Origin of the sequence: Acidovorax sp. 94 (assembly GCF_003634645.1) — a bacterium.
Classification (GTDB): domain Bacteria; phylum Pseudomonadota; class Gammaproteobacteria; order Burkholderiales; family Burkholderiaceae_C; genus Acidovorax; species Acidovorax facilis.
In genome coordinates this window covers 1,924,601-1,947,975 of record NZ_RBJA01000001.1, presented here as the reverse complement: position 1 = coordinate 1,947,975, position 23,375 = coordinate 1,924,601, and the positions used below count along the sequence as shown (strand labels likewise).

Annotated in this window: 21 protein-coding genes; 16 read left to right on the top strand and 5 right to left on the bottom strand. The window is 63.8% G+C overall.

Features of this window, described 5'->3' with window-relative positions; all coding sequences use genetic code 11:
* The first annotated feature begins 60 nt into the window (after nt 1-60).
* From C8C94_RS09060 to C8C94_RS09020, 9 genes are all read left to right on the top strand, one after another.
* Nucleotides 61-3,510 carry a DEAD/DEAH box helicase gene (locus tag C8C94_RS09060; RefSeq protein WP_199731224.1) on the top strand — a complete coding sequence of 1,150 codons (3,450 nt, stop codon included), beginning with the start codon at nt 61-63 and terminating at the stop codon, nt 3,508-3,510.
* A 276-nt stretch (nt 3,511-3,786) separates the two neighbouring features.
* Nucleotides 3,787-4,383 carry a ribosome maturation factor RimP gene (rimP, locus tag C8C94_RS09055; protein ID WP_121420487.1) on the top strand — a complete coding sequence of 199 codons (597 nt, stop codon included), beginning with the start codon at nt 3,787-3,789 and terminating at the stop codon, nt 4,381-4,383.
* Between the two features lie 79 nt (nt 4,384-4,462).
* Entirely contained in the window at nt 4,463-5,947 is a 1,485-nt protein-coding gene (gene nusA, locus C8C94_RS09050) for a transcription termination factor NusA (RefSeq protein ID WP_121420486.1), read from the top strand.
* A gap of 24 nt (nt 5,948-5,971) precedes the next feature.
* Nucleotides 5,972-8,845 (top strand): translation initiation factor IF-2, encoded by a 2,874-nt coding sequence (gene infB / locus C8C94_RS09045; protein WP_121420485.1) that lies wholly within the window; start codon nt 5,972-5,974, stop codon nt 8,843-8,845.
* 18 nt (nt 8,846-8,863) lie between these two features.
* Nucleotides 8,864-9,235: a 30S ribosome-binding factor RbfA gene (gene rbfA, locus C8C94_RS09040; RefSeq protein WP_010458038.1), complete on the top strand. Its 372-nt coding sequence runs from the start codon at nt 8,864-8,866 to the stop codon at nt 9,233-9,235.
* Between the two features lie 3 nt (nt 9,236-9,238).
* On the top strand, nt 9,239-10,231 hold the full coding sequence (gene truB / locus C8C94_RS09035) for a tRNA pseudouridine(55) synthase TruB (RefSeq protein WP_121420484.1): 993 nt from the start codon (nt 9,239-9,241) through the stop codon (nt 10,229-10,231).
* Complete coding sequence (gene typA / locus C8C94_RS09030; RefSeq protein WP_055398157.1) at nt 10,228-12,054, top strand: translational GTPase TypA; 1,827 nt, start codon at nt 10,228-10,230, stop codon at nt 12,052-12,054. Before truB ends, typA begins: the two co-directional genes overlap by 4 nt.
* Before the next feature lie 91 nt (nt 12,055-12,145).
* Nucleotides 12,146-13,021, top strand: a complete 876-nt coding sequence (locus C8C94_RS09025; RefSeq protein ID WP_121420483.1) for a DMT family transporter — start codon at nt 12,146-12,148, stop codon at nt 13,019-13,021.
* Nucleotides 13,018-14,112 carry an enoyl-CoA hydratase/isomerase family protein gene (locus tag C8C94_RS09020; protein ID WP_121420482.1) on the top strand — a complete coding sequence of 365 codons (1,095 nt, stop codon included), beginning with the start codon at nt 13,018-13,020 and terminating at the stop codon, nt 14,110-14,112. The genes C8C94_RS09025 and C8C94_RS09020 overlap by 4 nt, the downstream gene beginning before the upstream one ends.
* A gap of 51 nt (nt 14,113-14,163) precedes the next feature.
* Here the strand turns inward: C8C94_RS09020 and C8C94_RS09015 are convergent, their stop codons facing one another.
* The 4 genes from C8C94_RS09015 to smpB all read right to left on the bottom strand — a co-directional run bounded on the left by C8C94_RS09015 (nt 14,164) and on the right by smpB (nt 16,661).
* Nucleotides 14,164-15,081, bottom strand: a complete 918-nt coding sequence (locus C8C94_RS09015) for an anti-sigma factor (RefSeq protein WP_370449743.1) — start codon at nt 15,079-15,081, stop codon at nt 14,164-14,166.
* A 9-nt stretch (nt 15,082-15,090) separates the two neighbouring features.
* Nucleotides 15,091-15,636, bottom strand: a complete 546-nt coding sequence (locus tag C8C94_RS09010) for an RNA polymerase sigma factor (RefSeq protein ID WP_055398154.1) — start codon at nt 15,634-15,636, stop codon at nt 15,091-15,093.
* Nucleotides 15,637-15,669: 33 nt separating this feature from the next.
* A complete protein-coding gene (locus C8C94_RS09005; protein WP_121422776.1) occupies nt 15,670-16,041 on the bottom strand; it encodes a hypothetical protein in 372 nt (123 codons plus the stop codon).
* A gap of 146 nt (nt 16,042-16,187) precedes the next feature.
* Nucleotides 16,188-16,661 carry an SsrA-binding protein SmpB gene (gene smpB, locus C8C94_RS09000; protein ID WP_055398252.1) on the bottom strand — a complete coding sequence of 158 codons (474 nt, stop codon included), beginning with the start codon at nt 16,659-16,661 and terminating at the stop codon, nt 16,188-16,190.
* Between the two features lie 118 nt (nt 16,662-16,779).
* On the opposite strand from smpB, the gene C8C94_RS08995 reads away from it, so the two are divergent.
* The gene (locus C8C94_RS08995; protein WP_121420481.1) at nt 16,780-17,220 is read left to right on the top strand and encodes a type II toxin-antitoxin system RatA family toxin; all 441 of its coding nucleotides are present in this window, start codon (nt 16,780-16,782) and stop codon (nt 17,218-17,220) included.
* Complete coding sequence (locus C8C94_RS08990; protein ID WP_121420480.1) at nt 17,213-17,572, top strand: RnfH family protein; 360 nt, start codon at nt 17,213-17,215, stop codon at nt 17,570-17,572. Before C8C94_RS08995 ends, C8C94_RS08990 begins: the two co-directional genes overlap by 8 nt.
* 21 nt (nt 17,573-17,593) lie before the next feature.
* Here the strand turns inward: C8C94_RS08990 and C8C94_RS08985 are convergent, their stop codons facing one another.
* Nucleotides 17,594-18,133: a DUF4124 domain-containing protein gene (locus tag C8C94_RS08985; RefSeq protein WP_055398251.1), complete on the bottom strand. Its 540-nt coding sequence runs from the start codon at nt 18,131-18,133 to the stop codon at nt 17,594-17,596.
* A gap of 108 nt (nt 18,134-18,241) precedes the next feature.
* Between C8C94_RS08985 and guaB the strand changes: the two genes are divergently transcribed.
* The 5 genes from guaB (at nt 18,242) to C8C94_RS08960 (ending at nt 23,341) form a co-directional block, all read left to right on the top strand.
* Nucleotides 18,242-19,717, top strand: a complete 1,476-nt coding sequence (gene guaB / locus C8C94_RS08980; RefSeq protein WP_055398151.1) for an IMP dehydrogenase — start codon at nt 18,242-18,244, stop codon at nt 19,715-19,717.
* A gap of 269 nt (nt 19,718-19,986) precedes the next feature.
* A complete protein-coding gene (locus C8C94_RS08975) occupies nt 19,987-20,244 on the top strand; it encodes a type II toxin-antitoxin system Phd/YefM family antitoxin (protein ID WP_055398150.1) in 258 nt (85 codons plus the stop codon).
* Nucleotides 20,241-20,675 carry a type II toxin-antitoxin system VapC family toxin gene (locus C8C94_RS08970; RefSeq protein ID WP_055398149.1) on the top strand — a complete coding sequence of 145 codons (435 nt, stop codon included), beginning with the start codon at nt 20,241-20,243 and terminating at the stop codon, nt 20,673-20,675. The genes C8C94_RS08975 and C8C94_RS08970 overlap by 4 nt, the downstream gene beginning before the upstream one ends.
* A 12-nt stretch (nt 20,676-20,687) precedes the next feature.
* A complete protein-coding gene (guaA, locus tag C8C94_RS08965; protein ID WP_121420479.1) occupies nt 20,688-22,307 on the top strand; it encodes a glutamine-hydrolyzing GMP synthase in 1,620 nt (539 codons plus the stop codon).
* Nucleotides 22,308-22,339: 32 nt separating this feature from the next.
* Entirely contained in the window at nt 22,340-23,341 is a 1,002-nt protein-coding gene (locus C8C94_RS08960) for an acyltransferase (RefSeq protein ID WP_121420478.1), read from the top strand.
* Nucleotides 23,342-23,375 lie beyond the last annotated feature (34 nt).

The window sequence follows — 23,375 nt, the reverse complement described above, 5'->3', positions numbered from 1 at the left end:
TTTTTAATAGCTTTTAGCGCTTGATGGAAAAGCGCTAGAGGCATTTTTTTTGCCATTTTTGTGCCCCTCTCTACCGCTCCGTACTTCTCCCTCAGTTCGCTACAGGCCCACTGCGATCAAGGCGCTTGGTCGCGCGGCGCAGGCCTGTTTCGGCAGTCCGCCGTCGTCCGCATCGATGTGGCCGAGGGCGACCCCGGCGTCTGGCACATCGGCGGTGAAGTGCAGGGTACGCAGTACGAGCCTTATGTGTTGTCGGTCGAACTGGTGCTGGCTCCCAACGGCCAGGTCCGCTCGTGGTCGGGCGAATGCTCCTGCCCGGTGGGTGAGGGCTGCAAACATGCCGTCGCCCTGACCTTGAAGGCCCAGCAGGTGCGCCCCGGCCCTCAGGCTAAGCCTGCGCCCCTACCTCCCCGGTCGAAGCAGGCCATGCAGGAGCGCGTGGCCGCCCAGGCCCGCGCGGAGGCCGAGGCCCGCCTGGTGCGTTGGCTGAACGACTGGGATCTGGCGGCAGACAACGCCGCGCCGCGACTGGCTGGCGCACGGGCAGACCGGCCGGAGTGTTACCTCTACCTGCTCTCCACCATCGGGCGCCTGCGCAACGGCGCGCCACAGCTGCAGATCGAGGCCGTGGTGTCCTACCCCAAGCTCACCGGCGGCTGGGCCAAGCCCAAGGCCGTCCGGATCCAACCTGGCTCTGGCCAGGCGGTGTATGACCGCGCCACGGATGCAGACCGCCAGCTGCTGCAATTGCTGCGTGCCATGCCGCGCAGCGTGGGCTACTACTCGGCCTACAGCGGCGCGCCGACGGGTGTGCTGGAGGGAGCTGTAGGCCTGCTGGCGCTGCAGCAGGCGGCCGCCACGGGCCGCCTGTTTGCCGACGCGGGAGGCTCCACGGTGGGCGCGCCATTGCGCTGGGGCGATCCGCTGCCCATAACCTGGGCCTGGAAAGAAACAGCCATATCTGGTGGTGGTAATGGCGGCGATGGTGGCGACAGTGCCTGGACCCTGCAGGCCCGCCTGCCTAGCCCCAGCGCCACGCTGTGCGCCAACCACCCGCCGCTGTACCTCGATGTCGATCAGGGCCTCTGCGGCCCCGTGTCGGCCGAGGGGTTGAGCCCCGAACAACTGGAACTGTTGCTGCAGGCGCCTCCGCTCGCCGCCGCCGCGCTGCAAAAACACCATGCCGAGGTGGCGAGCCGCCTTGGGGGCATGCTGCCGCTGCCGCCGGTGCTCAGCCCTCTCACACGCGTGCAGGGCGTCAGGCCCGTGGCGCGCCTGCACCTGGCGCCCGTGCCCGAAGCCGATGTGCCGGGCCTGGGCCTCATCACCGCCCAGTTGCGCTTTGACTACCAGGGCCATGTGGGCTGGTGGGCCGGGCAGGACCTGAGTGTGCTGGTGACTGGCGCCGACGGCAGTCAGGTGCTGCTGCAGCGCGACGCGGCGGCCGAGCTGGATGCCATTGAACGCCTGATGGACCTGGGCCTGCTGGCCACCGACGATGGCCTGTTCGGCATCCCCGGCGAGGAATCGCAGGACGACTGGATGCACTGGTTTGACAACGGGTTTTCTGTGTTGCGCGAGGCCGGTTTTGTGCTTAGGCAGGACGCGGCGCTGGACGGCTGGATCACCCATGCCGACACGCTGGACGTGTCACTGCAACCCAGTGGCGAAGATGAGGCCACATCGCCCTGGTTTGCGCTGTCGCTGGGCATGGAAATCAACGGCGTGCGCCACAACATCCTGCCGTTGCTGCCCCTGCTGATCGCCGCTGCCGCCCAGCAGCCGCCCGACCCCGTCACTGGACAGCCGCAGCTGCCGCCGTTTGCTTACCTGCGGGGTGTGGGTACATCGGGTTTTGTGCGGGTGCCGACCGACGCGCTGCGCCCCTGGATGGCCGCCTTGCTGGACCTGGTGGGCGACCGCGCGCACGATTTCAGGGGCGAGAGCCTCAAGCTCTCGCGCATGGACGCGCTGCGCACCAGCGCCGCATTGGGCGAGGGCGCGGTGTGGCAGGGCGCCGATGCCTTGCGCGCCATGGTGGCTCAGTTGCAGGGCGTTGGCGCCTTGCCGGAGGTGCCTTTGCCCGCCAGCGTGCGGGCCACCTTGCGGCCGTACCAGCAGCAGGGGCTGAACTGGCTGCAGTTTCTGAGTGCCCACGGACTGGCCGGGGTGCTGGCCGACGACATGGGCCTGGGCAAGACGCTGCAGACCCTGGCACACATCCAGGTCGAAAAAGACGCGGGGCGGCTGACCGCACCTGCGCTGGTCATTGCACCCGTGAGCCTCATGGGCAACTGGCAGCGCGAGGCGGCCCGCTTTTGCCCTGGGCTGCGTTGTCTGGTGCTGCATGGCGCCGGCCGACACGGCATGGCAGATACAGTCACCGAGCATGACCTGGTCATTGCCCCGTATTCGCTGCTGCAGCGCGACCGCGAGCGCTGGTTGGCGCACCAGTGGCACCTGGTGGTGCTGGATGAAGCGCAGAACATCAAGAACGCCAGCACGCATGCCGCGCAGGTGGTCAGCCAGCTGCAGGCGCGCCACCGGCTGTGCCTGTCGGGCACGCCCATGGAAAACCACCTGGGCGAGATCTGGAGCCTGTTTCACTTTTTGATGCCAGGTTTTCTGGGCAGTCAGACACGCTTCAAGGAGGTGTTTCGCACGCCCATCGAAAAGCAGGGCGACGGCGCGCGCATGGCGCAGCTGCGCTCGCGCATCACGCCTTTTATGCTGCGCAGGACCAAGGCCCTGGTGGCGGGCGAGCTGCCGCCCAAGGTCGAGTCGGTGATGCCCGTGGAACTGACCGGCACGCAGGCCGATCTGTACGAAACCATCCGCCTGGGTATGGAAAAAACCGTGCGCGAAGCCTTGCAGACCAAGGGGCTGGCCAAGTCGCAGATCACCATCCTCGATGCGCTGCTCAAGCTGCGCCAGGTGTGCTGCCACCCGCAACTTGTGCCGCTAGATGCCGCCAAAAAGGTCAAGACATCGGCCAAGCTGGACCAGCTGATGGCGCTGCTGCCCGAGATGCTGGCCGAGGGGCGGCGCATTTTGCTGTTCTCGCAGTTCACCAGCATGCTCACGCTGATCGAGGCCGAGCTGAAAAAACGCAACCTGCCCTGGGTCAAGCTCACGGGGCAGAGCCAGAAGCGCGACGCGATCATCGAACAGTTCACCAGCGGGCAGGTGCCGCTGTTTTTGATCAGCCTGAAGGCGGGCGGGGTGGGGCTGAACCTGCCGCAGGCCGACACGGTGATTCACTACGACCCCTGGTGGAACCCGGCGGTGGAAAACCAGGCCACCGACCGCGCCCACCGCATTGGACAGACACAGAGCGTATGGGTGATCAAACTGGTGGCGCAGGGCACGATTGAAGAGCGAATTTTGGCGCTGCAGGAGCGCAAGGCGCAGCTGGCGGGCAGTCTGTACAGCGACTCCGCTGCACGCAAGGAGCCGCTGTTCACCGAGGGCGATCTGGCTGAGCTGCTGCAGCCGCTATCACTGTCATAGCTGCTCGCGCCGATTGGATAAGCGCCAGGTGCCGTTTTGGCACCACATCGTCCGGCAGGCCGCATGCACACTGGCCTGGGCGCGTTGACAACAGTTTTGCCCGTCCGCGCCTTTGCAAATCAACACTTTGCGCGCTACAATACGACTCTCACGACCAAACGGGCGGGTACCAACCGCCCGTTTTTTTTGGTCGAACGCTTTTGGAGCTCGAAGCTGTCGGGGAAGAGTCTCCGGGGGTTATCGGGTTTTTTGTTTTTCCGGGATTGAACTGAACACGTGGCATTGCAGCAAGTCGTTGAACAAATTGTGACGGGCCTGGGGTATGACCTGGTGGAGATCGAACGCTCCGCTGGCGGTTTGCTGCGCGTCACCATCGACTTGTCCTGGGTGCAGCCGGCCGCTGATGCGCCCCAGCCCGTGATTGATCAGTTCGTGACCGTCGAGGATTGCGAGAAGGTCACGCGCCAGCTGCAGTTTGCGCTGGAGGTCGATGGCGTCGAGTACAAGCGCCTCGAAGTGTCGTCCCCCGGCATCGATCGCCCTCTGCGCCATGAGCAAGACTTTGTTCGCTTCGAGGGTTCGGTCATTGACGTCACCCTGAAGGCGCCCATCGGCGTTGCGGCGGCGGCGGGGCAGGTCAATGCCACCCGCAAGAAATTTCGCGGCACGCTGGAGCGCGCCGAGGCTGGGGGGTGGCAGATCGTCTGGAGTGACGAGCCGCCGGTCAAGCCAGGTCAAAGGGTCAGCAAGAAACGTGTGCCCGCCCCATTGCAGGCGCTGGGCTTTACCTTGGACGAGGTTCGGGATGTGCGCCTGGCGCCCATCGTGGATTTCAAGGGGCGTGCAGGCAAGGCTGGGGCGGCACCCGCCTGAGTGGCTGCTGAAAAATTGGGGTGGGTGGCAGCCGCGCGCAGCCTCCGCCTTCGGGTGATTGAAACAGGAGAGTCGTCGCATGAATCGCGAATTGTTGATGTTGGTTGAGGCCATTTCGCGCGAAAAGAACGTGGAGCGTGATGTGGTCTTGGGCGCCGTGGAGTCGGCCCTGGCCCAGGCTACCAAGAAGCTGTACCAGGGCGAGGTGGACATTCGCGTGTCCGTGGATCGCGACAGCGGCAACTATGAGACTTTCCGTCGCTGGCTGGTGGTGCCCGATGATGCCGGCCTGCAAAACCCCGAGGCCGAAGAGCTGCTGATGGATGCGAAGGACCGCATTCCGGACATCGAAGTGGGCGAGTACATCGAAGAAGGTGTCGAGTCCGTGCCGATCGGCCGCATCGGCGCCATGGCTGCCAAGCAGGTCATCCTGCAGAAGATCCGCGACGCCGAGCGTGAAATGCTGCTCAACGACTTCATGTCGCGCGGCGAGAAAATCTTTACCGGCACCGTCAAGCGCATGGACAAGGGCGACATCATTGTCGAATCCGGCCGTGTGGAAGGACGTCTGCGCCGTGGCGAGATGATCCCGAAGGAAAACCTGCGCAGTGGCGACCGTGTGCGTGCCATGATCATGGAAGTGGACCTGACGCTGCGCGGCGCTCCCATCATCCTGTCGCGCTCAGCGCCCGAGTTCATGATCGAACTCTTCCGCAACGAAGTGCCTGAGATCGAACAAGGCCTGCTGGAAATCAAGTCCTGCGCCCGTGACCCCGGCTCGCGCGCCAAGATCGCCGTGCTGAGCCACGACAAGCGCGTGGACCCCATTGGCACCTGCGTCGGTGTGCGTGGCACCCGCGTCAATGCGGTGACCAACGAACTCGCTGGCGAACGCGTGGACATCGTGCTGTGGTCCGAAGACCCTGCACAGTTTGTGATCGGCGCCCTGGCCCCGGCCAATGTGTCCTCCATCGTGGTCGATGAAGAAAAACACGCCATGGACGTGGTCGTGGACGAGGAAAATCTCGCCATCGCCATTGGCCGTGGTGGTCAGAACGTGCGTCTGGCGTCCGATCTGACTGGCTGGAAGATCAACATCATGGACGCCGCCGAAAGCGCGCAAAAGCAGGCCAACGAGACCGACACGGCCCGCAAGCTGTTCATGGAAAAGCTCGATGTGGACGAGGAAATCGCCGACATCTTGATCTCCGAAGGCTTCAACAGCCTCGAAGAAGTGGCCTATGTGCCGCTGCAGGAAATGTTGGAGATCGAAAGCTTCGACGAAGACACCGTCAACGAGTTGCGTGCCCGTGCCAAGGATGCGCTGCTCACGATGGAAATCGCCCGTGAGGAAAGCGTGGAAGAGGTCTCCCAGGACCTGCGCGACCTCGAAGGCCTCACCCCCGAGCTGATTGCCAAGTTGGCTGAAGGCGGTGTGCACACACGTGACGACCTGGCCGATCTGGCCATTGATGAACTGACCGACCTGACCGGACAGTCTGAAGAAGATGCCAAAGCCTTGATCATGAAGGCGCGCGAACACTGGTTCGCGGGGCAAGAGTAAAGGTCAGGGAGGCACGAACCACATATGTCCAGTAATACTGTCGCCGAGTTTGCAACCGAACTCAAAAAATCGCCTGAAACCCTGCTCGACCAGCTCAAAGCTGCGGGCGTGGGCAAGGCTGCCCCTTCCGACGCGTTGACCGAGTCGGACAAGCAAAAGCTGCTTGCTTATTTGCAGGCCAGCCACGGCACGGCTTCGGCCGACCGCAAGAAGATCACGCTGGTGAAGAAGTCCACCAGCGAGATCAAGCAGGCGGATGCCACGGGCAAGGCCCGCACGATCCAGGTGGAAGTGCGCAAGAAGCGCACGTTCATCCAGCGCGACGAAGGTGCCGAGGCATCTGCCGAATCCCACGCGCCCGCCGCTGCGGAAGAGGCCTCTGTTTCCAGCGAAGACCTGGAACTGTCCCGCCGCGAGGAAGAAGCTCGCCGCCAGGCCGAGCTGATCCGTCGCCAGGAGACGGAGCTGGCCGAAAAGCGTGCTGAGCGTGAAGCGCGTGAGAAGCGCGAGCGTGAAGCTGAGGAGCGCGCTGCCGCCTATGCCGCCCAGGAAGCCGAGAAGAAGGCACAAGCCTCTGCTGTCAAGCAGGAGGCCACCCGCGAGCAGGCGGCCGAAGCCGCTGCACGCAATGCAGCCCAAACCGAAGCCCGCGAAAAGGCTGCCGCTGAATCCAAGGCACGCGCCGACGAGGAAACAGCGCGCGCTGCTGACCTGGACGCCCGTCGCCGCAAGGCCGAAGCGGAAGCTGCTGCGATCCGGTCCATGATGGCCACGCCCAAGAAGGCGGTCATGGTGGCCAAGAAGCCAGAAGAACCCAAGCCAGTGGCCAAGCCCGCTGCCGTGGGGGATGCCAAGAAGGGCACCCTCCACAAGCCGGCTGTTGGTACCGGTGTGGCGCGCGCAGGCGCTCCCGCCACTGCCGGGGCAGGCGCAGGTGCGCCAGGCGCTGGCAAGGAAGTGAAGTCGGCCAAGCTGTCCTCCAGCTGGGCCAACGACACCGCCAAGAAGAAAGAAATCAAGACCCGTGGCGACAGCAGCGGCGGTGTCGGTCGCAACAACTGGCGTGGTGGCCCGCGTGGCCGCCGTGGCGACAGCCGCGACCATCGCGACGATCACCAGCAGTCCGCACCGGTCGAGGCGCGCATCATTGAAGTGCATGTGCCCGAAACCATCACGGTGGCAGAGCTGGCACACAAGATGTCGATCAAGGCGTCTGAAGTGATCAAGGCACTGATGAAGATGGGACAGATGGTCACCATCAACCAGCCGCTGGACCAGGACACCGCCATGATCGTGGTGGAAGAACTGGGCCACAAGGCGGTGGTGGCAGCGCTGGACGATCCAGAAGCCTTTACCGACGACGATACGACCCAGCAGAACGTGGAATTGTTGCCACGTGCTCCTGTGGTGACCGTCATGGGCCACGTGGACCATGGCAAGACCTCGCTGCTCGATTACATTCGCCGCGCCAAGGTGGCTGCGGGTGAAGCCGGTGGCATCACGCAGCACATCGGTGCCTACCACGTGGAAACACCACGCGGCATGGTGTCGTTCCTTGACACCCCGGGCCACGAGGCCTTCACGGCCATGCGTGCCCGTGGTGCCCAGGCCACGGACATCGTGATCCTGGTGGTGGCGGCCGACGACGGTGTCATGCCCCAGACCAAGGAAGCCATCAAGCACGCCAAGGCGGCTGGTGTTCCTATCGTGGTGGCGATCACCAAGGCCGACAAGCCCGATGCCAACCCCGACCGCGTCAAGCAGGAGCTGGTGGTCGAAGAGGTGGTGCCTGAAGAGTACGGTGGCGATTCGCCTTTCGTGCCGGTGTCTTCCAAGACCGGCATGGGCATCGACACCCTGCTGGAGCAAGTGCTGCTGCAGGCCGAAGTGCTGGAACTCAAGGCACCGGTCGATTCACTGGCCAAGGGTCTGGTGATCGAAGCCCAGCTCGACAAGGGCCGCGGCCCTGTGGCCACGGTGCTGGTGCAGTCCGGCACGCTCAAGGTGGGCGATATTGTGCTGGCTGGCCAGACCTATGGCCGCGTGCGCGCCATGCTGGACGAAAACGGCAAGGTCGCCAAGACGGCAGGCCCGTCGATCCCGGTGGAAATCCAGGGTCTGACGGAAGTGCCGCAGGCCGGCGACGAATTCATGGTGCTCACGGACGAACGCCGTGCCCGCGAAATCGCGACCTACCGTGCCGGCAAGTTCCGCAACACCAAGCTGGCCAAGCAACAGGCCGCCAAGCTGGAAAACATGTTTGCCGACATGACGGCGGGCGAAGTGAAGATGTTGCCCATCATCGTCAAGGCCGATGTACAGGGTTCGCAGGAAGCGCTGGCGCAGTCGCTGCTCAAGCTCTCGACCGACGAAGTCAAGGTGCAGCTGGTGTACGCCGCCGTGGGCGCCATCAGCGAGTCCGACATCAACCTGGCGATCGCCTCCAAGGCCATCGTGATCGGCTTCAACGTGCGGGCCGATGCCGGTGCGCGCAAGCTGGCCGAAGGCAATGGCGTCGATCTGCACTACTACAGCATCATTTACGACGCTGTGGACGAGCTGCGTGTGGCGATGTCCGGCATGCTGGCCCCCGAGCAGCGCGAAGAGATCATCGGTACCGCCGAGATCCGCACGGTGTTCGTTGCGACCAAGATCGGCACGATTGCCGGTTCGTACATCACTTCGGGCATGGTCCATCGCAACGCACGTTTCCGCCTGCTGCGCGACAACGTGGTGGTCTACACCGGCGAAGTCGATTCGATCAAGCGCCTCAAGGACGATGTCAAGGATGTCAAGGAAGGCTTTGAGTGCGGTATCAAGCTCAAGAACTACAACGACATCAAGGAAGGCGATCACCTCGAATTCTTTGACATCAAGGAAATCGCGCGGACGCTGTAAGGCATCGGTGACGACGACATGGCTGCGAAGAAATCTTCCACCCCCAACCGCGCCTTCAAGGTCGCCGATCAGATCCAGCGCGATCTGACGGAGTTGATCGCGCGCGAGTTGAAAGATCCGCGTGTGGGCATGGTGACGCTGCAGGGTGTGGAGGTCACTCCAGACTACGCACACGCCAAGGTGTTCTTCAGCCTGTTGACGGGCGACCCTGTGGAGACACAGGCGGCGCTCAACCAGGCTGCGGGTTTCCTGCGCAACGGCTTGTTCAAGCGCCTGCACATCCACACTGTGCCCACGCTGCACTTCGTGTTCGACCGCACCTCCGAGCGTGCGGCCGACATGAATGCCTTGATCGCCAAGGCAGTTTCTTCCCGCGCAAAAGAGGAGTAGTCCATGCACGCGCCTCGCACCAGGGTGCAGCGGCGCCCTGTGCATGGGGTGTTGCTGCTCGACAAACCGCTCGGCCTTTCGAGCAACGACGCCTTGCAAAAGGCGAAATGGCTCTTGCGCGCCGAAAAGGCGGGCCATACCGGCACGCTGGACCCATTGGCCACCGGCGTGTTGCCGCTGTGTTTTGGCGCGGCCACCAAGTTCAGCCAGCTGCAGCTGGATGCGCCCAAGACCTACGAAGCCGTTGCACTGCTGGGCACCACCACCACCACCGGCGACGCCGAAGGCGATGTGGTGCAACGCTGTGATGTGGACTTGGCACAGCTGACCCCTGAGCGTCTTGCGGCCGTGCAAGAGCAGTTCACAGGCCCTATTCGCCAGGTGCCGCCGATGCACAGTGCGCTCAAGAAAGACGGCAAGGCGCTGTACGAGTACGCGCGAGCAGGTGTCACGGTGGAGCGCGAGGCGCGCGATGTCGTCATTCATGCATTAAAACTGACCCTGACGCAGACAGATAAAGCGCAAGCAGCTATCAAAATAATAGTAACTTGCAGCAAGGGCACCTACATCCGCACGCTGGGCGAAGACATCGGGGCGGCGCTGGGTTGCGGCGCGCACCTGACCTTCTTGCGCCGCATCGACACGGGTGGAATCGGTGTGGAGCGCTGCGTCACGCTGGCCCAGCTGGAAGCCATGCCGGAGGCGGAGCGCCTGGCCAGCCTGGAGGCGCCCGAGTCGCTGCTGGCACAACACGTGCGTGTCACGCTGGACGGCGAGAATGCAGCCCGATTCCTGTCGGGCGTGCGTCGCCGTGGCACCTGGCCCGATGCCAGTGCCGTGGCGGTGTTCGGCGAGAATCCTCCGGCACTGCTGGGGGTGGGCCACATCGTGGGCGGGGAGCTGGTGCCGGACAGGCTCCTGAGTCCGCTGGAAATTCAACAAATTTTGGAAGGCATGCCGCACCCTCAAGCCAGCGGCACATTGGAAAAACTATGACGACGAAACAAATCCGCAATATCGCGATCATTGCCCACGTTGACCACGGCAAAACCACCATGGTCGACCAGCTGCTGCGCCAGTCCGGCACCTTCGCCGACCACGAAAAGGTCGTTGACACCGTGATGGACAACAACGCGATTGAAAAAGAGCGTGGCATTACCATCCTGGCCAAGAACTGCGCCGTGAGCTGGAAGGGCACGCACATCAACATCGTGGACACCCCCGGCCACGCGGACTTCGGCGGTGAAGTGGAGCGTGCGCTGTCCATGGTGGACAGCGTGGTGCTGCTGATCGACGCGCAAGAAGGCCCCATGCCCCAGACGCGTTTCGTGACCAAGAAGGCCCTGGCTCTGGGCCTGCGCCCCATCCTGGTGGTGAACAAGGTGGACAAGCCCGGTGCCAACCCCGACAAGGTGGTGAATGCCGCTTTCGACCTGTTCGACAAGCTCGGTGCCACCGACGAACAACTCGACTTCCCCGTGGTGTACGCCTCGGGCATCAACGGCTGGTCGTCGCTGGAAGAAGGCGCGCCGGGCGAGCAGTGGGGTCCCGACATGTCGGCCCTGTTCGACACGATCCTCTCGCACGTTCCACCGAACACGGGTGACCCAGCCGCTCCGCTGCAACTGCAGATTTCGGCGCTGGACTTCTCCACCTTTGTGGGCCGCATCGGCGTGGGCCGCATCAGCCAGGGCACCATCAAGCCGGGCCAGGATGTGCTCGTCATGGAAGGCCCCGATGGCAAGTCCGTCAAGGGCCGTGTCAACCAGGTGCTGACCTTCCAGGGCCTTGATCGCATGCAGACGCCGCTGGCGGGCCCTGGCGACATCGTGCTGATCAACGGCATCGAAGACATCGGCATCGGCGTGACCGTGACCGACCCCGCCAACCCGTCGCCGCTGCCCATGCTGAAGGTGGACGAGCCCACGCTGACCATGAACTTCTGCGTGAACACCTCGCCCCTGGCCGGCCGCGAAGGCAAGTTCGTTACCAGCCGCCAGATCTGGGACCGTCTGCAAAAGGAGCTGCAGCACAACGTGGCCCTGCGCGTGTCTGAGACCGATGAAGAAGGTATCTTCGAAGTGATGGGCCGGGGTGAACTGCACCTGACCATCCTCTTGGAAAACATGCGCCGTGAAGGCTACGAGCTGGCGGTGTCCAAGCCCCGCGTGGTGTTCAAGGACATCGACGGCGTGAAGCACGAGCCTATCGAGCTGGTGACGGTGGACATCGAAGAAGGCCACCAGGGCGGCGTGATGCAGGCCCTGGGCGAGCGCAAGGGCGAGCTGGTGAACATGGAGTCCGACGGCCGTGGCCGCGTACGCCTCGAATACCGCATCCCCGCACGTGGCCTGATCGGTTTCACCAACGAATTCCTGAACCTGACACGTGGTTCCGGCCTGATCTCCAACATCTTCGACAGCTACGAGCCGCACAAGGGCGACATCGGCGGCCGCAAGAACGGTGTGCTGATCTCCATGGACGATGGTGAAATCTTCACCTACGCCCTGGGCAAGCTGGACGACCGTGGCCGCATGTTCGTGAAGGCGAACGACCCCGTGTACGAAGGCATGATCGTGGGCATCCACAGCCGCGACAACGACCTGATCGTGAACGCCACGCGCACCAAGCAGCTGACCAACTTCCGTGTCTCTGGCAAGGAAGACGCGATCAAGATCACGCCCCCGATCGACCTGACGCTGGAATACGGCGTGGAATTCATCGAGGACGATGAACTGGTCGAGATCACGCCCAAGTCTGTGCGCTTGCGCAAGCGCCACCTGACCGAGAACGAGCGCAAGCGCGCTGCACGGTCCTGATCGGCGGAGCGTTCAGAGAAGCGCTCAGAGCACGTTCAAAAAGGGGCCACTGCGACGCAGTGGCCTTTTTGCCGTCTGAATCCTGGAGCCTCTGTTGAAATTGACACATTCCCGTGCCGTGGCGCTGATGGTGGCCGTGACCCTCATGTGGTCCATTGCCGGTGTGGTCACGCGCCACCTGGAGCATGCGGCGAGCTTTGAGGTGACCTTCTGGCGCAGCTTCTTCACGCTGCTGTCGCTGCTGGTCATCCTGCCTGCGCTGCAGGGCAGGGCGGTGTTCGCCTCCATGCGCCACAGCGGCCGTGCGCTGTGGATCTCTGGCGTGTGCTGGAGCGTGATGTTCACGGCATTCATGGTGGCGCTGGTGCTCATGCCGGTGGCCAATGTGCTGGTCACGATGGCTGTGGGGCCGCTGCTCACCGCGCTGTTTGCAAGGGTTTTCATTGGCCACCACATCGCCCCGCGCACCTGGGCCGCGATTGCCGTGGCGGGGCTGGGCATTGGGTGGATGTATGGTTCGCAGATGGCGGGCCTGCCCCTGGCAGGTACGCTGGTGGCGCTGTGTGTGCCGGTGGCAGCCGCCATCAACTGGACGGTGGTGCAGCATTCGCAGCGCCACGGCCATGCGGTGGACCTGGTGCCTGCGGTGCTGGTCGGCGCGGTGATCTCGGTGGTGGCTACGTTGCCGCTGGCGCTGCCTTTTCAGGCTTCAGGGCATGACCTGGCCCTGCTGGCGCTGTTGGGCGTGGTGCAATTGGCCATCCCTTGTGTGCTGGCCGTGCGCTGCGGCCGGGTGCTCAAGGCACCAGAGATGGCGTTGCTCGGCTTGCTCGAAGTCATCTTTGGAATTTTGCTGGCCTGGCTGGGCGCAGGCGAAAAGCCTGCTCCGGCGGTGCTGACGGGAGGCGTGCTCGTGATCGGCGCGCTGGTTTTTAATGAACTGTTGGGTTGGAAGGAACAAAAATGACGGAGACGGTATTGCCTGATGTGTTGAGTGAAGTGCGAGGCCAGGTGGGCTTCATCACGTTGAACCGCCCGCGTGCGCTCAATGCCCTCTCGCTGGGCATGGTGCGTGACCTGATGGGCATCTTGCTGGCATGGAAAAACGATGCGCGGGTGCTGGCCGTGGCCATCCGTGGCAGCAACAAGGAAGGCCCGTTTGGTGCCTTCTGCGCCGGTGGAGACATCCGCTTTTTGCACCAGGCGGGCAGCCAGGGCAACCCGCTGATCGAGGACTTCTTCACCGAGGAGTACGCGCTCAACCACCTGATCCACAACTACGCCAAGCCCTACATCGCCTTCATGGACGGCATCGTGATGGGCGGCGGCATGGGCATCAGCCAGGGCGCCGCCCTGCGCGTGGTGACCGAGCGCACGAAGATGGCCATGCCGGAGACGGCCATTGGCCTGTTCCCGGATGTGGGGGGCGGCTATTTTCTGAGCCGGTGTCCCGGTCGTGTGGGCGAATGGCTGGCGCTCACCGGCGACACCATTGGCGCCGGTGATGCCATCGAAAACCGGTTGGCGGACGGTTGTCTGCCTGTTGACCAGCAAGCGGCCGTGTGGGAGGCGCTGGGCACCCAGAGCTTTGCCAGCGGTGCTGCCGTCAAAGACTATGTTGCTTCCAAATTTGTAGCTGCTAGCGCTTTGCAGAAAAGCGCTAGGGGCCAAATTGACCAATATTTTTCGTTGGGCAGCGTGGGCGAGATCGTGGCGGCGCTTGAAGCGGCCGACAGTGACTGGGCACGCGCCACGGCGGCCACGCTGCGCAAGCGCTCGCCCCTCATGCTGCACGTGGTGCTGGAACAAATCCGCCGCGCACGGGACATGGGCTTGGCCGACGACCTGCGCATGGAGCGCGACATGGTGCGCCACTGCTTCTTTCTGCGCCCCGGCCAGAGCGAAACGGTGGAGGGCATCCGAGCCCTGGCCGTGGACAAAGACCATGCGCCCCAATGGAACCCTGGCCGCATCGAAGACGTGACGCCCGATATGGTGGCGCAGTTCTTCACCAGTCCCTGGCCTGCACACGCCCACCCGCTGGCCCATTTGTCCTGATCGGCAAAGGTTGTAGCCGGGCAGTCCACCCGGAGAGTCCCTGGCGGCGCGTCAGGGGTTCAGCTGTTGGTACGCCGCTGTCGCCAAGCTCAGCAGCTCGGTGCGCGACAGCTGTCCGCTCAAGGCGTAGCCAAAGCCCGCGTCCGTCCAGTAAAAGCCTGGCACCGGGCCTTCTTGCGTGAACTGGAATGCGGTCGCGCTTGCGGTGGTCGGTGGCTGTGGACGGGGCGTGTTGTCGCTGGCGGGGCCAGGGCTGGTGGATGCCGCAGCCAAGGCGCCCAGGTACAGCGTGATGCGCTGGCCTGCGCTGTTCTGGTACATGAACTGCGCGCGCACCCCGGTGTCGCCAGGCAACAAGCGACCGCCCACCAGTTCATAACCCTGCGCGCCCAGCGCGGGAACCTTGAGCGGGCGGTCCAGCCGCTTGGACAGCCATTGCACCAGGTGGTCCTGCTGGGCGGCTGTAACTTCCACGGGGTGGCGGACTTCGGGCTGGTACACCGCGTGGGCGACTGCGGCTTGCTGGGCGAAGCGTTGTGCCGGTTCGGCAGCTAGCAGCGTGGTGCCGTTGCCCGTCGCCAGCGTTTTGCCGGGCGCCACGGCGGGCCACTGGCCGCGTCCCGTCCACCCCAGCACAAAGGCCAGCAACACGGAGGCGGCCATGCCACTCCAACGCCACCACTGCGCCTGCTGCTCCCGGCGGTCCGTGGCCCGCAATGCTGCGGCCATCAACGTATCGGGCACGGGGGCGTGGAGCAGGTCCTGGTGCAGGGCGTGTAGCTGCTCTCGCTGTGCCTGCCAGTGCGCCAGTGTGGCCTGCGCTTCCTGATCATCCTGCAATTGCTCGCGCAGCGCCTGCGCCCGTGCGGGCGGCAATTGGCCGTCCACGAGGGCGTGCCAGGTGCTGCTTTCGCCAGCGCGTGGGTGGGGGGCAGGGTGGATCGGGTCCATGGTGGGGGGGCGGGTCATGGCTCTTTTTTATTTGAGGCGACGCAGCACAGGCACAGCGCCTGCTGCGGGTGCGTCTGCGTGGGCAGCCGGTATAGGGCTGGGCGCGGGCTCTCGGTCCATCAGCGCGCGCAGGCGCGTGCGGGCGCGGGACAGGCGTGACATCACAGTGCCTGCCGGAATGCCCAGAATGCGCGCGGTGTCCTCGTAGCTCATGTCCTCCATGGCCACCAGCAGCAGCACGGCCCGCTGGTCGGCGGGCAGGCGCTGCAGACAGCGCTCCAGATCCAGGGCGTCATCCGAGGGAGCGCGGGCACCCGGCAACTGGTCGTGAATGTCGTCGATGTCCACCTGCGCCAGCGCGGGCAGCGCACGGCGTTGGTTGAGGTACAGGTTGTGCATCAGAGTGAACAACCACGCGCGCAGGTCGCTGCCCGTGCGCCACAGCAACCACTTGCTGCAGGCACGTTCCAGCGTGTCCTGCACCAGATCATCGGCCGCCCAGGCATCGCCTGTGAGCACCCGCGCGTACCGGCGCAGGCCGGGCAGTTGTTCGATGACCTGGGTGCGGTTCATGCCGTGTGGGGCCTGTGCGGCGTTGAAGGGTTCTCAGGGCCGTGCGGTGCGCCAGACCTGGTTCACCCCGTCGCCGGTTTTGTCGCCGGGCTTGGTGTCCTTGATCCAGTAGTAGAGCGGCTTGCCCTTGTAGGCCAGTTGGGTCTTGCCATCGTCACGGGTGATGACGCTGTAGTCGCCACCGGGTGCCTTGCTGGCCATGAGTGGTGGCCAGTTGGTGGCGCAGGGGCCGTTGCACACCGACTTGCCACTGCCTGCCGCGTCGCGGTCGAACGTGTACAGCGTCATGCCGCCCGCTCCGACCAGTACGCCGTCCATGGTCTTCACGGGCGAGTCGTTCATGGTGGCGCAGCCGGCCAATCCGGCTGCTGCGACGAAGGCGGCCATCGAGATCAGTTTTTTCATGGGTTTCTCCAGGGTGTGGTGCAGGCGGAGGCGAATGCTGCCTTGCACCGGGACAAACACATGGGCGCAGCGGTTTATTCCACGGCGTCGCAAAAAAAATCTCAAGGGCTGGGCGGGGTGAGCCCAGACCGCATCGGACGCATGCCTCAGCGGCTGCGACTTTTCATGGCGCGCTCCACCTCGCGCTTGCCTTCGCGGTCCTTGATGGTGTCGCGCTTGTCATGCTCAGCCTTGCCCTTGGCCAGGGCAATTTCGCATTTCACAAAGCCGTTTTTCCAGTGCAGATTGAGCGGCACCAGCGTGTAGCCCTTTTGCTCGACCTTGCCGATCAGGCGCTTGATATCGTCTTTCTTGAGCAGCAGTTTCTTGGTGCGCGCCGATTCGGGGTTGACGTGGGTGGAGGCGGTCTTGAGCGCATGGATCAGGCAGCCGAGCAGATACAGCTCGCCATCGCGGATCAGCACGTAGCCATCGGTCAGCTGCACCTTGCCTTCGCGCAGGGCCTTGACCTCCCAGCCGTGCAGCACCATGCCCGCCTCGTGGCGTTCCTCGAAGAAATAGTTGTAGGCCGCTTTCTTGTTGTCGGCAATGCGGGACGTAGGATCGGGTTTTTTGGCCATGAAGAGGTAGATGCGGCACAAACCGGGAGTTAAAAGGCCTCCCTACAATGTGTGGGTGTCGCTGGCAGCGATTCTAATTTCCTCCGCTTGGCGCACACCGATGCCAGGCACAGTCTGCATGAAAACCGTTCACAAGTCCGTCCTCATTTGGTACAGCCCCGAAGAAATGTTTGCCCTGGTCACCGGGGTGGAACACTACCCCCAGTTTCTGCCGTGGTGCGATCACGCGGGCGTGCTGGAGCAGACCGAGGACGGCATGACCGCCGAAGTGGGCATCGCGTTCAGCGGCATCCGCCAGACCTTTGTGACGCGCAATACCCACGAGGCAGGTCGGCGCGTGCAGATGCATCTCATCAAAGGGCCGTTCTCGCGCCTGGATGGCGACTGGCACTTCCACCCGGTGGGCGACGGTTCGCAGCGCGCATGCAAGGTGGAATTGCTGCTGAACTACGGTTTTGACAGTGCCACGCTCGCGGCGCTCGTAGGCCCGGTGTTTGACCGCATCGCTGGCAGCATGGTCGATGCCTTTGTGAAGCGTGCGGAGCAGGTGTATGGCTGAGCGGGTGCCGGGGAGCACTGTGCAGGTCACGGTGGTGGTCTGTATTGCTCCTCGCAAAACGCAGGAATGGGTACTTCAGCTGCCCGAAGGTGCCACCGTGGCTGATGCGTTGCGGGCGTGTGGGGCGGATGGCGCACTGGGGCCGCAGGGCAGTGCAGACCGGCCGACCCTGGGCATCTGGGGGCGTGCAGTGTTGCCTGACGCCGCAGTCAGGCATCTGGACCGTGTGGAGGTCTACCGCCCACTGAAAGTGGACCCCAAGGTGGCCCGCCGTGAACGTTTTGCACGGCAGGGCGCGCGGACCACGGGGCTGTTTGCACGCCAGCGGCCTGGGGGTAAGTCGGGCTACTGAGGTCGCCTTGGGTGGCTCGGGTTAGCGCTTGCAGTCGGCGGCAATGATGCCGTCGATGCGTTTGGATTCCGCCGCCCGGCCAGCTTCGTCGAGGAAGATGCGCTCGCCCTGCGCGTTGGACTGGGTGATGGGTTTGCCCGAGTCAAACGCTGCCTTGGCCTGGCGCGCGCGCGTGCAGTTGTCTGCCTTGGCCTTGGCCAGCTTTTCTTCGTCTGCTTTTTTCTTGGCCGCTTCGGCCGCTTCTGCCTGGGCTTTTTTCTCTTCCAGGGCTTTGTCTTTGCCGGTACCCGGCGCGCTGGCGGCAGGCTTGGTGGCCGAGGCGGCAGCGGTGGTTGTGGCCGCAGGGGTTCCTTCCGCTGGCGCGGCTGCCACTGGAGCGGGTGCTGAACGCGGAATCCCGCCACCGGGCTGCTTCAGGATGTTCTTTTCCGGGGTATCTTGGGGTGGAGGGCGGTCGCTGAAGACCTTGCGGCCGTCCTTGTCGATCCACTGCCATTGCGCCGCCGCGCCCATGGCCCAGGTGCAGGCCACGGCCAGCAGGAGAAGCTTGTGCATTTTCATGCGGACAAGTTTATCCATGTGACTCACCCCCCGCCAGTGCGTTGAAGACGGGCGGGCGCGTTTTCACCACACGCGGCGCGGGTACAATCCGTCTTTTGGAGCTTTCTCATGCGCCTTCTTGGAAAAGCGCTCACCTTCGACGATGTGTTGCTGGTGCCAGCGTACTCCCAGGTCCTGCCCAAGGACACGTCCCTCGCGACGAAACTCTCCCGCAATATCCAACTGAACCTGCCGCTCGTGTCCGCCGCCATGGACACCGTGACCGAGGCGCGTCTGGCCATTGCCATTGCCCAGGAGGGCGGCATCGGCATCGTGCACAAGAACCTCACGGCGCAGGAGCAGGCTGCTCATGTGGCCAAGGTCAAGCGCTACGAGTCTGGCGTGTTGCGTGATCCCGTGGTCATCACGCCCGAGCACACGGTGCTGCAGGTGCTGCAGTTGTCCGAACAGCTCGGCATTTCGGGCTTTCCCGTGTGCGACGGCGGCAAGGTGGTGGGTATCGTCACCGGCCGCGACCTGCGCTTCGAGACCCGTTACGACGTCAAGGTCCACCAGATCATGACCCCGCGCGAGAAGCTCATCACGGTCAATGAAAAAGAGGGCACCACGCCGGCCGAAGCCAAGGCGCTGCTCAACAAGCACAAGCTCGAACGCATCCTGGTCGTGAACGACGCCTTTGAGCTCAAGGGCCTGATCACGGTGAAGGACATCACCAAGCAGACCAGTTTCCCCAATGCGGCCCGCGATGCCGCTGGCCGTCTGCGCGTAGGTGCAGCGGTGGGTGTGGGTGAGGGCACCGAAGAACGCGTCGAAGCGCTGGTCAAGGCCGGTGTGGACGCCATCGTGGTGGACACGGCCCACGGCCACAGCAAGGGCGTGATCGACCGCGTGCGCTGGGTCAAGCAGAACTACCCGCAGATCGACGTGATCGGCGGCAACATCGCCACCGGCGCGGCGGCCCTGGCGCTGGTCGAGGCGGGCGCGGATGCCGTCAAGGTCGGTATCGGCCCTGGCTCCATCTGCACCACCCGCATCGTGGCCGGTGTGGGCGTGCCCCAGATCATGGCCATCGACAACGTCGCCACGGCCCTCAAGGGCACAGGCGTGCCACTGATTGCCGACGGCGGTATCCGCTACAGCGGCGACATCGCCAAGGCCCTGGCCGCTGGCGCAGGCACGGTGATGATGGGCGGCATGTTTGCAGGCACCGAAGAAGCGCCCGGCGAAGTCATCCTGTTCCAGGGCCGCAGCTACAAGAGCTACCGCGGCATGGGCTCCATTGGCGCCATGCAGCAGGGCAGTGCGGACCGCTACTTCCAGGAATCGAGCACCGGCAACCCCAACGCTGACAAGCTCGTGCCTGAAGGCATCGAAGGCCGCGTGCCCTACAAGGGCTCCATGGTTTCCATCGTCTACCAGATGGCGGGCGGCGTGCGTGCCTCCATGGGCTACTGCGGTTGCGCCACGATCGAAGAGATGAACAACAAAGCGGAGTTCGTCGAGATCACCACGGCTGGTATCCGCGAAAGCCATGTGCACGATGTGCAGATCACCAAGGAAGCGCCGAACTACCGCGCTGATTAAGGGACAACCCCCTGAGTCGCTTCGCGCCTTCCCCCTTCTCTCGAATGGCTGCGCCATTCGGGAAGGGAGACGCAGCCAGTGCACGCAAGCGAAGCGCCGCTGCGCAGCTAGGCGGCCCTTGCGCGGCTGCCCTAGCCTGGATCGCGGGCGTTAGCAGGGTCTGGGTCTGATCCACCTTGGGAGATGCCGAGTCTGGCCTGATTGAAAAAATCTGGTCAGACTGATATAGTCTGGTCTGAATTCATCATTCAGGCCAGACTTTTTACTTTATGCAGTCCGTTGGCATCTACGAAGCGAAAAGCAGGTTCTCTGCCTTGATCGAACTGGTCGAGCAGGGCGAGGAAGTGCGCATCACCCGCCATGGCAAAGAGGTGGTGCGCATGCTTCCCGTGCGTCGGCGCCCAGTGATTTCTGACGAGCAGATTGCGCGCGAGCTGGGCCAGATGGATGCGCTTCATGCCAGCATTCAACCCGCAGGTTCATCGACGGTGGATTGCCTGCGTCGCACAGGTCGGAGTAACGCATGACCGCCTTCGTGCTGGATGCCTCGGTCACCGCCGCCTGGCTGCTGCCTGACAGTGCTAGCGAACATACCCGCCGTCTTTACACCCTGATCCGCCGCGATGAGGTGGAGCCCCAGGCGCCCAACCTCTGGCACTGGGAGTGCCACAACATCCTGGCCAGTGGCGTGAACAGCGGGCGCATCCCCGCCACATCCGTCGAAGGCCTATGGGGCGTACTCGAAGCCATCCGTCACCGGGTAGAGCTCCATGAATTGGCCCCTGCCCAGCACAAGGCCGTGCTCGACGTGGCACTGGAGACCGGCCTGCCCACCTTTGATGCGGCCTATCTGTGGCTCGCCCGCTCGCTGCGCTTGCCCCTGGCCACCTTTGATCCCCAACAGGCCGCTGCCGCACGGCGCAGCGGTGTCCCACTTCTCGACCTCTCCCGTCTCTGACGGACCACCACCATGCAACACCAGAAAATCCTCATCCTCGATTTCGGCTCGCAAGTCACCCAGCTCATCGCCCGCCGCGTGCGCGAGGCCAACGTGTACTGCGAAGTGCACCCTTGCGATGTGACTGACGAATGGGTGCGCGACTATGCCAAGGACGGTTCGCTCAAGGGCATCATCCTGTCGGGCAGCCACGCCAGCGTGACCGAAGACACCACCGACCGCGCGCCGCAAGCGGTGTTCGATCTGGGTTTGCCCGTTTTGGGCATCTGCTACGGCATGCAGACCATGGCGCAGCAGCTGGGCGGCAAGGTCGAAATGGGCCACAAGCGCGAGTTCGGCTTTGCTGCCGTGCGCGCGCGCGGCCACACCGCACTGCTCAAGGACATCGCCGACTTCACCACGCCTGAAGGCCACGGCATGCTCAACGTGTGGATGAGCCACGGCGACAAGGTCACCGAGCTGCCCCCGGGCTTCAAGCTCATGGCCAGCACCGACAGCTGCCCCATCGCCGGCATGGCCGACGAAGATCGCCGCTTCTACGCCGTGCAGTTCCACCCCGAAGTCACGCACACCGTGCAGGGCAGGGCGCTGCTTGACCGTTTCGTGCTCGGCATTTGCGGCACCCGTCCCGACTGGGTGATGCGTGACCACATTGCCGAAGCTGTGGAGCAGATCCGCCAGCAGGTGGGTGATGAAGAAGTGATCCTGGGTCTCTCGGGCGGTGTGGATTCGTCCGTGGCCGCCGCGCTCATCCACCGCGCCATTGGCGACCAGCTGACCTGCGTCTTCGTCGATCACGGCCTGCTGCGCCTGAACGAAGGCGACATGGTCATGGACATGTTCGTCGGCAAGCTGCACGCCAAAGTGATCCGCGTGGATGCGAGCGACCTGTTCCTGGGCAAGCTGGCGGGCGTGAGCGACCCCGAAGCCAAGCGCAAGATCATCGGCGGCCTGTTCGTGGACGTGTTCAAGGCGGAAGCCGCGAAACTGAAGGCGGGCGACGGGGGCCACAAGGGTGCCACCTTCCTGGCGCAGGGCACGATTTACCCCGACGTGATCGAGAGCGGCGGGGCCAAGAGCAAGAAGGCCGTCACCATCAAGAGCCACCACAACGTGGGCGGTCTGCCCGAGCAACTGGGCCTCAAGCTGCTGGAGCCCCTGCGCGATTTGTTCAAGGACGAAGTGCGCGAACTCGGCGTTGCCCTGGGCCTGCCGCCCGAAATGGTCTACCGACACCCCTTCCCTGGCCCCGGCCTGGGCGTGCGCATTCTGGGCGAGGTGAAGAAGGAATACGCCGACCTGCTGCGCCGTGCCGACGCGATCTTTATCGAAGAGCTGCGCAACTTCCGTGACGAAGCCAGTGGCAAGACCTGGTACGACCTCACCAGCCAGGCCTTCACCGTCTTCCTGCCCGTCAAGAGCGTGGGCGTGATGGGCGATGGCCGCACCTACGATTACGTGGTGGCCCTGCGCGCCGTGCAGACCAGCGACTTCATGACCGCCGACTGGGCTGAACTGCCCTATGCGCTGCTCAAGAAGGTGTCAGGCCGCATCATTAACGAAGTCCGCGGCATCAACCGCGTAACGTACGACGTGAGCAGCAAGCCGCCAGCGACGATCGAGTGGGAATAAAAAAGCACTGTCACGCCAAAGACCTAGAAACAATGATCTGGCTTGATGTAGCGAGGGTCGTCTCCATCATGGCCGTGGTGGTCCTGCACGTGGTCGGCAGCGTGGTCACTCTGGCGGCGTTGGGTTCCCCTGGTTGGTGGTACGGCAATCTGTACGACGCCCTCGTGCGCTGGTGTGTGCCGGTGTTCGTGATGGTGAGCGGCGCGTTGTTGCTCGACCCGCGCAAGACCGAGGGTGTGGCCGAGTTCTACCGCAAGCGGGCGACACGGGTCCTGCTGCCAATTGCCTTCTGGAGTGCTGTCTACATTCTTTGGAACCACCGGGGTGCCCTGGCCGAGCTGCGCGCGATGGATGTCTTGCACAGCGTTGCCAGAGGGTGGCCTCACTACCACCTGTGGTTCCTGTACATGATCCTGTGCCTGTACCTGTTCGTTCCCTTCCTGAGGACGCTGGTGCGCAACACAAGCCGGCGCGATCTGTGGTGGCTTGTGGCCTTGATGTTTGTGCTGTCTGGCGTGAACGAGTTTTCCCGCGTCTTTTCTGGCGATGGGGCAGGCCTTTTCATCAACTGGTTTCTGCCGTACCTGCCGTATTTCCTCTGTGGCTACCTGATCCAGACCAGTGACAGGAAAATCCCCCTGGCTGTGTTGATGGCGGTCTTTGGGTTGGCTGTGGCGGTCACCGCCGTGGGCTGCTACTGGCTGGGCCGCGCGCAGGGGCTGGACAGGGGACTGTATTTCTATGGCTACCTGAGCTTTTCCGTCATCCCCATGTCGATCAGCTTGATGCTGATGCTCAAACAATGCACCTTGGCGGGGGGATGGGCGCAGTGCGTTCAGAGGGTTGCTCCGTTAACGCTGGGCGTCTATCTGGTGCACCCGATTTTGCTGGAATCGTTCAGGGAATACGGTTTCAAGCCTGAGGACCACGCGCCGCTGCTCACGGTGCCGCTTGTGGCCGCTCTGGTGTTTGGTGGTGCGCTGGTGGTGGCGCTGGTGTTCCACCGTACCCCCTGGTTGAAACGGCTCATTTAGGAAGACCATGCCGGACCACGTCTTCCCCGCCCTG

Bases quoted from the DNA above. Each gene is read 5' to 3' on its own strand.
- nusA (WP_121420486.1), top strand. From the start codon at position 4,463: ATGAATCGCGAATTGTTGATGTTGGTTGAGGCCATTTCGCGCGAAAAG.
- infB (WP_121420485.1), top strand. From the start codon at position 5,972: ATGTCCAGTAATACTGTCGCCGAGTTTGCAACCGAACTCAAAAAATCG.
- rbfA (WP_010458038.1), top strand. From the start codon at position 8,864: ATGGCTGCGAAGAAATCTTCCACCCCCAACCGCGCCTTCAAGGTCGCC.
- truB (WP_121420484.1), top strand. From the start codon at position 9,239: ATGCACGCGCCTCGCACCAGGGTGCAGCGGCGCCCTGTGCATGGGGTG.
- typA (WP_055398157.1), top strand. From the start codon at position 10,228: ATGACGACGAAACAAATCCGCAATATCGCGATCATTGCCCACGTTGAC.
- C8C94_RS09020 (WP_121420482.1), top strand. From the start codon at position 13,018: ATGACGGAGACGGTATTGCCTGATGTGTTGAGTGAAGTGCGAGGCCAG.
- C8C94_RS09015 (WP_370449743.1), bottom strand. From the start codon at position 15,081: ATGACCCGCCCCCCCACCATGGACCCGATCCACCCTGCCCCCCACCCA.
- C8C94_RS09010 (WP_055398154.1), bottom strand. From the start codon at position 15,636: ATGAACCGCACCCAGGTCATCGAACAACTGCCCGGCCTGCGCCGGTAC.
- C8C94_RS09005 (WP_121422776.1), bottom strand. From the start codon at position 16,041: ATGAAAAAACTGATCTCGATGGCCGCCTTCGTCGCAGCAGCCGGATTG.
- smpB (WP_055398252.1), bottom strand. From the start codon at position 16,661: ATGGCCAAAAAACCCGATCCTACGTCCCGCATTGCCGACAACAAGAAA.
- C8C94_RS08995 (WP_121420481.1), top strand. From the start codon at position 16,780: ATGAAAACCGTTCACAAGTCCGTCCTCATTTGGTACAGCCCCGAAGAA.
- C8C94_RS08990 (WP_121420480.1), top strand. From the start codon at position 17,213: ATGGCTGAGCGGGTGCCGGGGAGCACTGTGCAGGTCACGGTGGTGGTC.
- C8C94_RS08985 (WP_055398251.1), bottom strand. From the start codon at position 18,133: ATGAAAATGCACAAGCTTCTCCTGCTGGCCGTGGCCTGCACCTGGGCC.
- guaB (WP_055398151.1), top strand. From the start codon at position 18,242: ATGCGCCTTCTTGGAAAAGCGCTCACCTTCGACGATGTGTTGCTGGTG.
- C8C94_RS08975 (WP_055398150.1), top strand. From the start codon at position 19,987: ATGCAGTCCGTTGGCATCTACGAAGCGAAAAGCAGGTTCTCTGCCTTG.
- C8C94_RS08970 (WP_055398149.1), top strand. From the start codon at position 20,241: ATGACCGCCTTCGTGCTGGATGCCTCGGTCACCGCCGCCTGGCTGCTG.
- guaA (WP_121420479.1), top strand. From the start codon at position 20,688: ATGCAACACCAGAAAATCCTCATCCTCGATTTCGGCTCGCAAGTCACC.
- C8C94_RS08960 (WP_121420478.1), top strand. From the start codon at position 22,340: ATGATCTGGCTTGATGTAGCGAGGGTCGTCTCCATCATGGCCGTGGTG.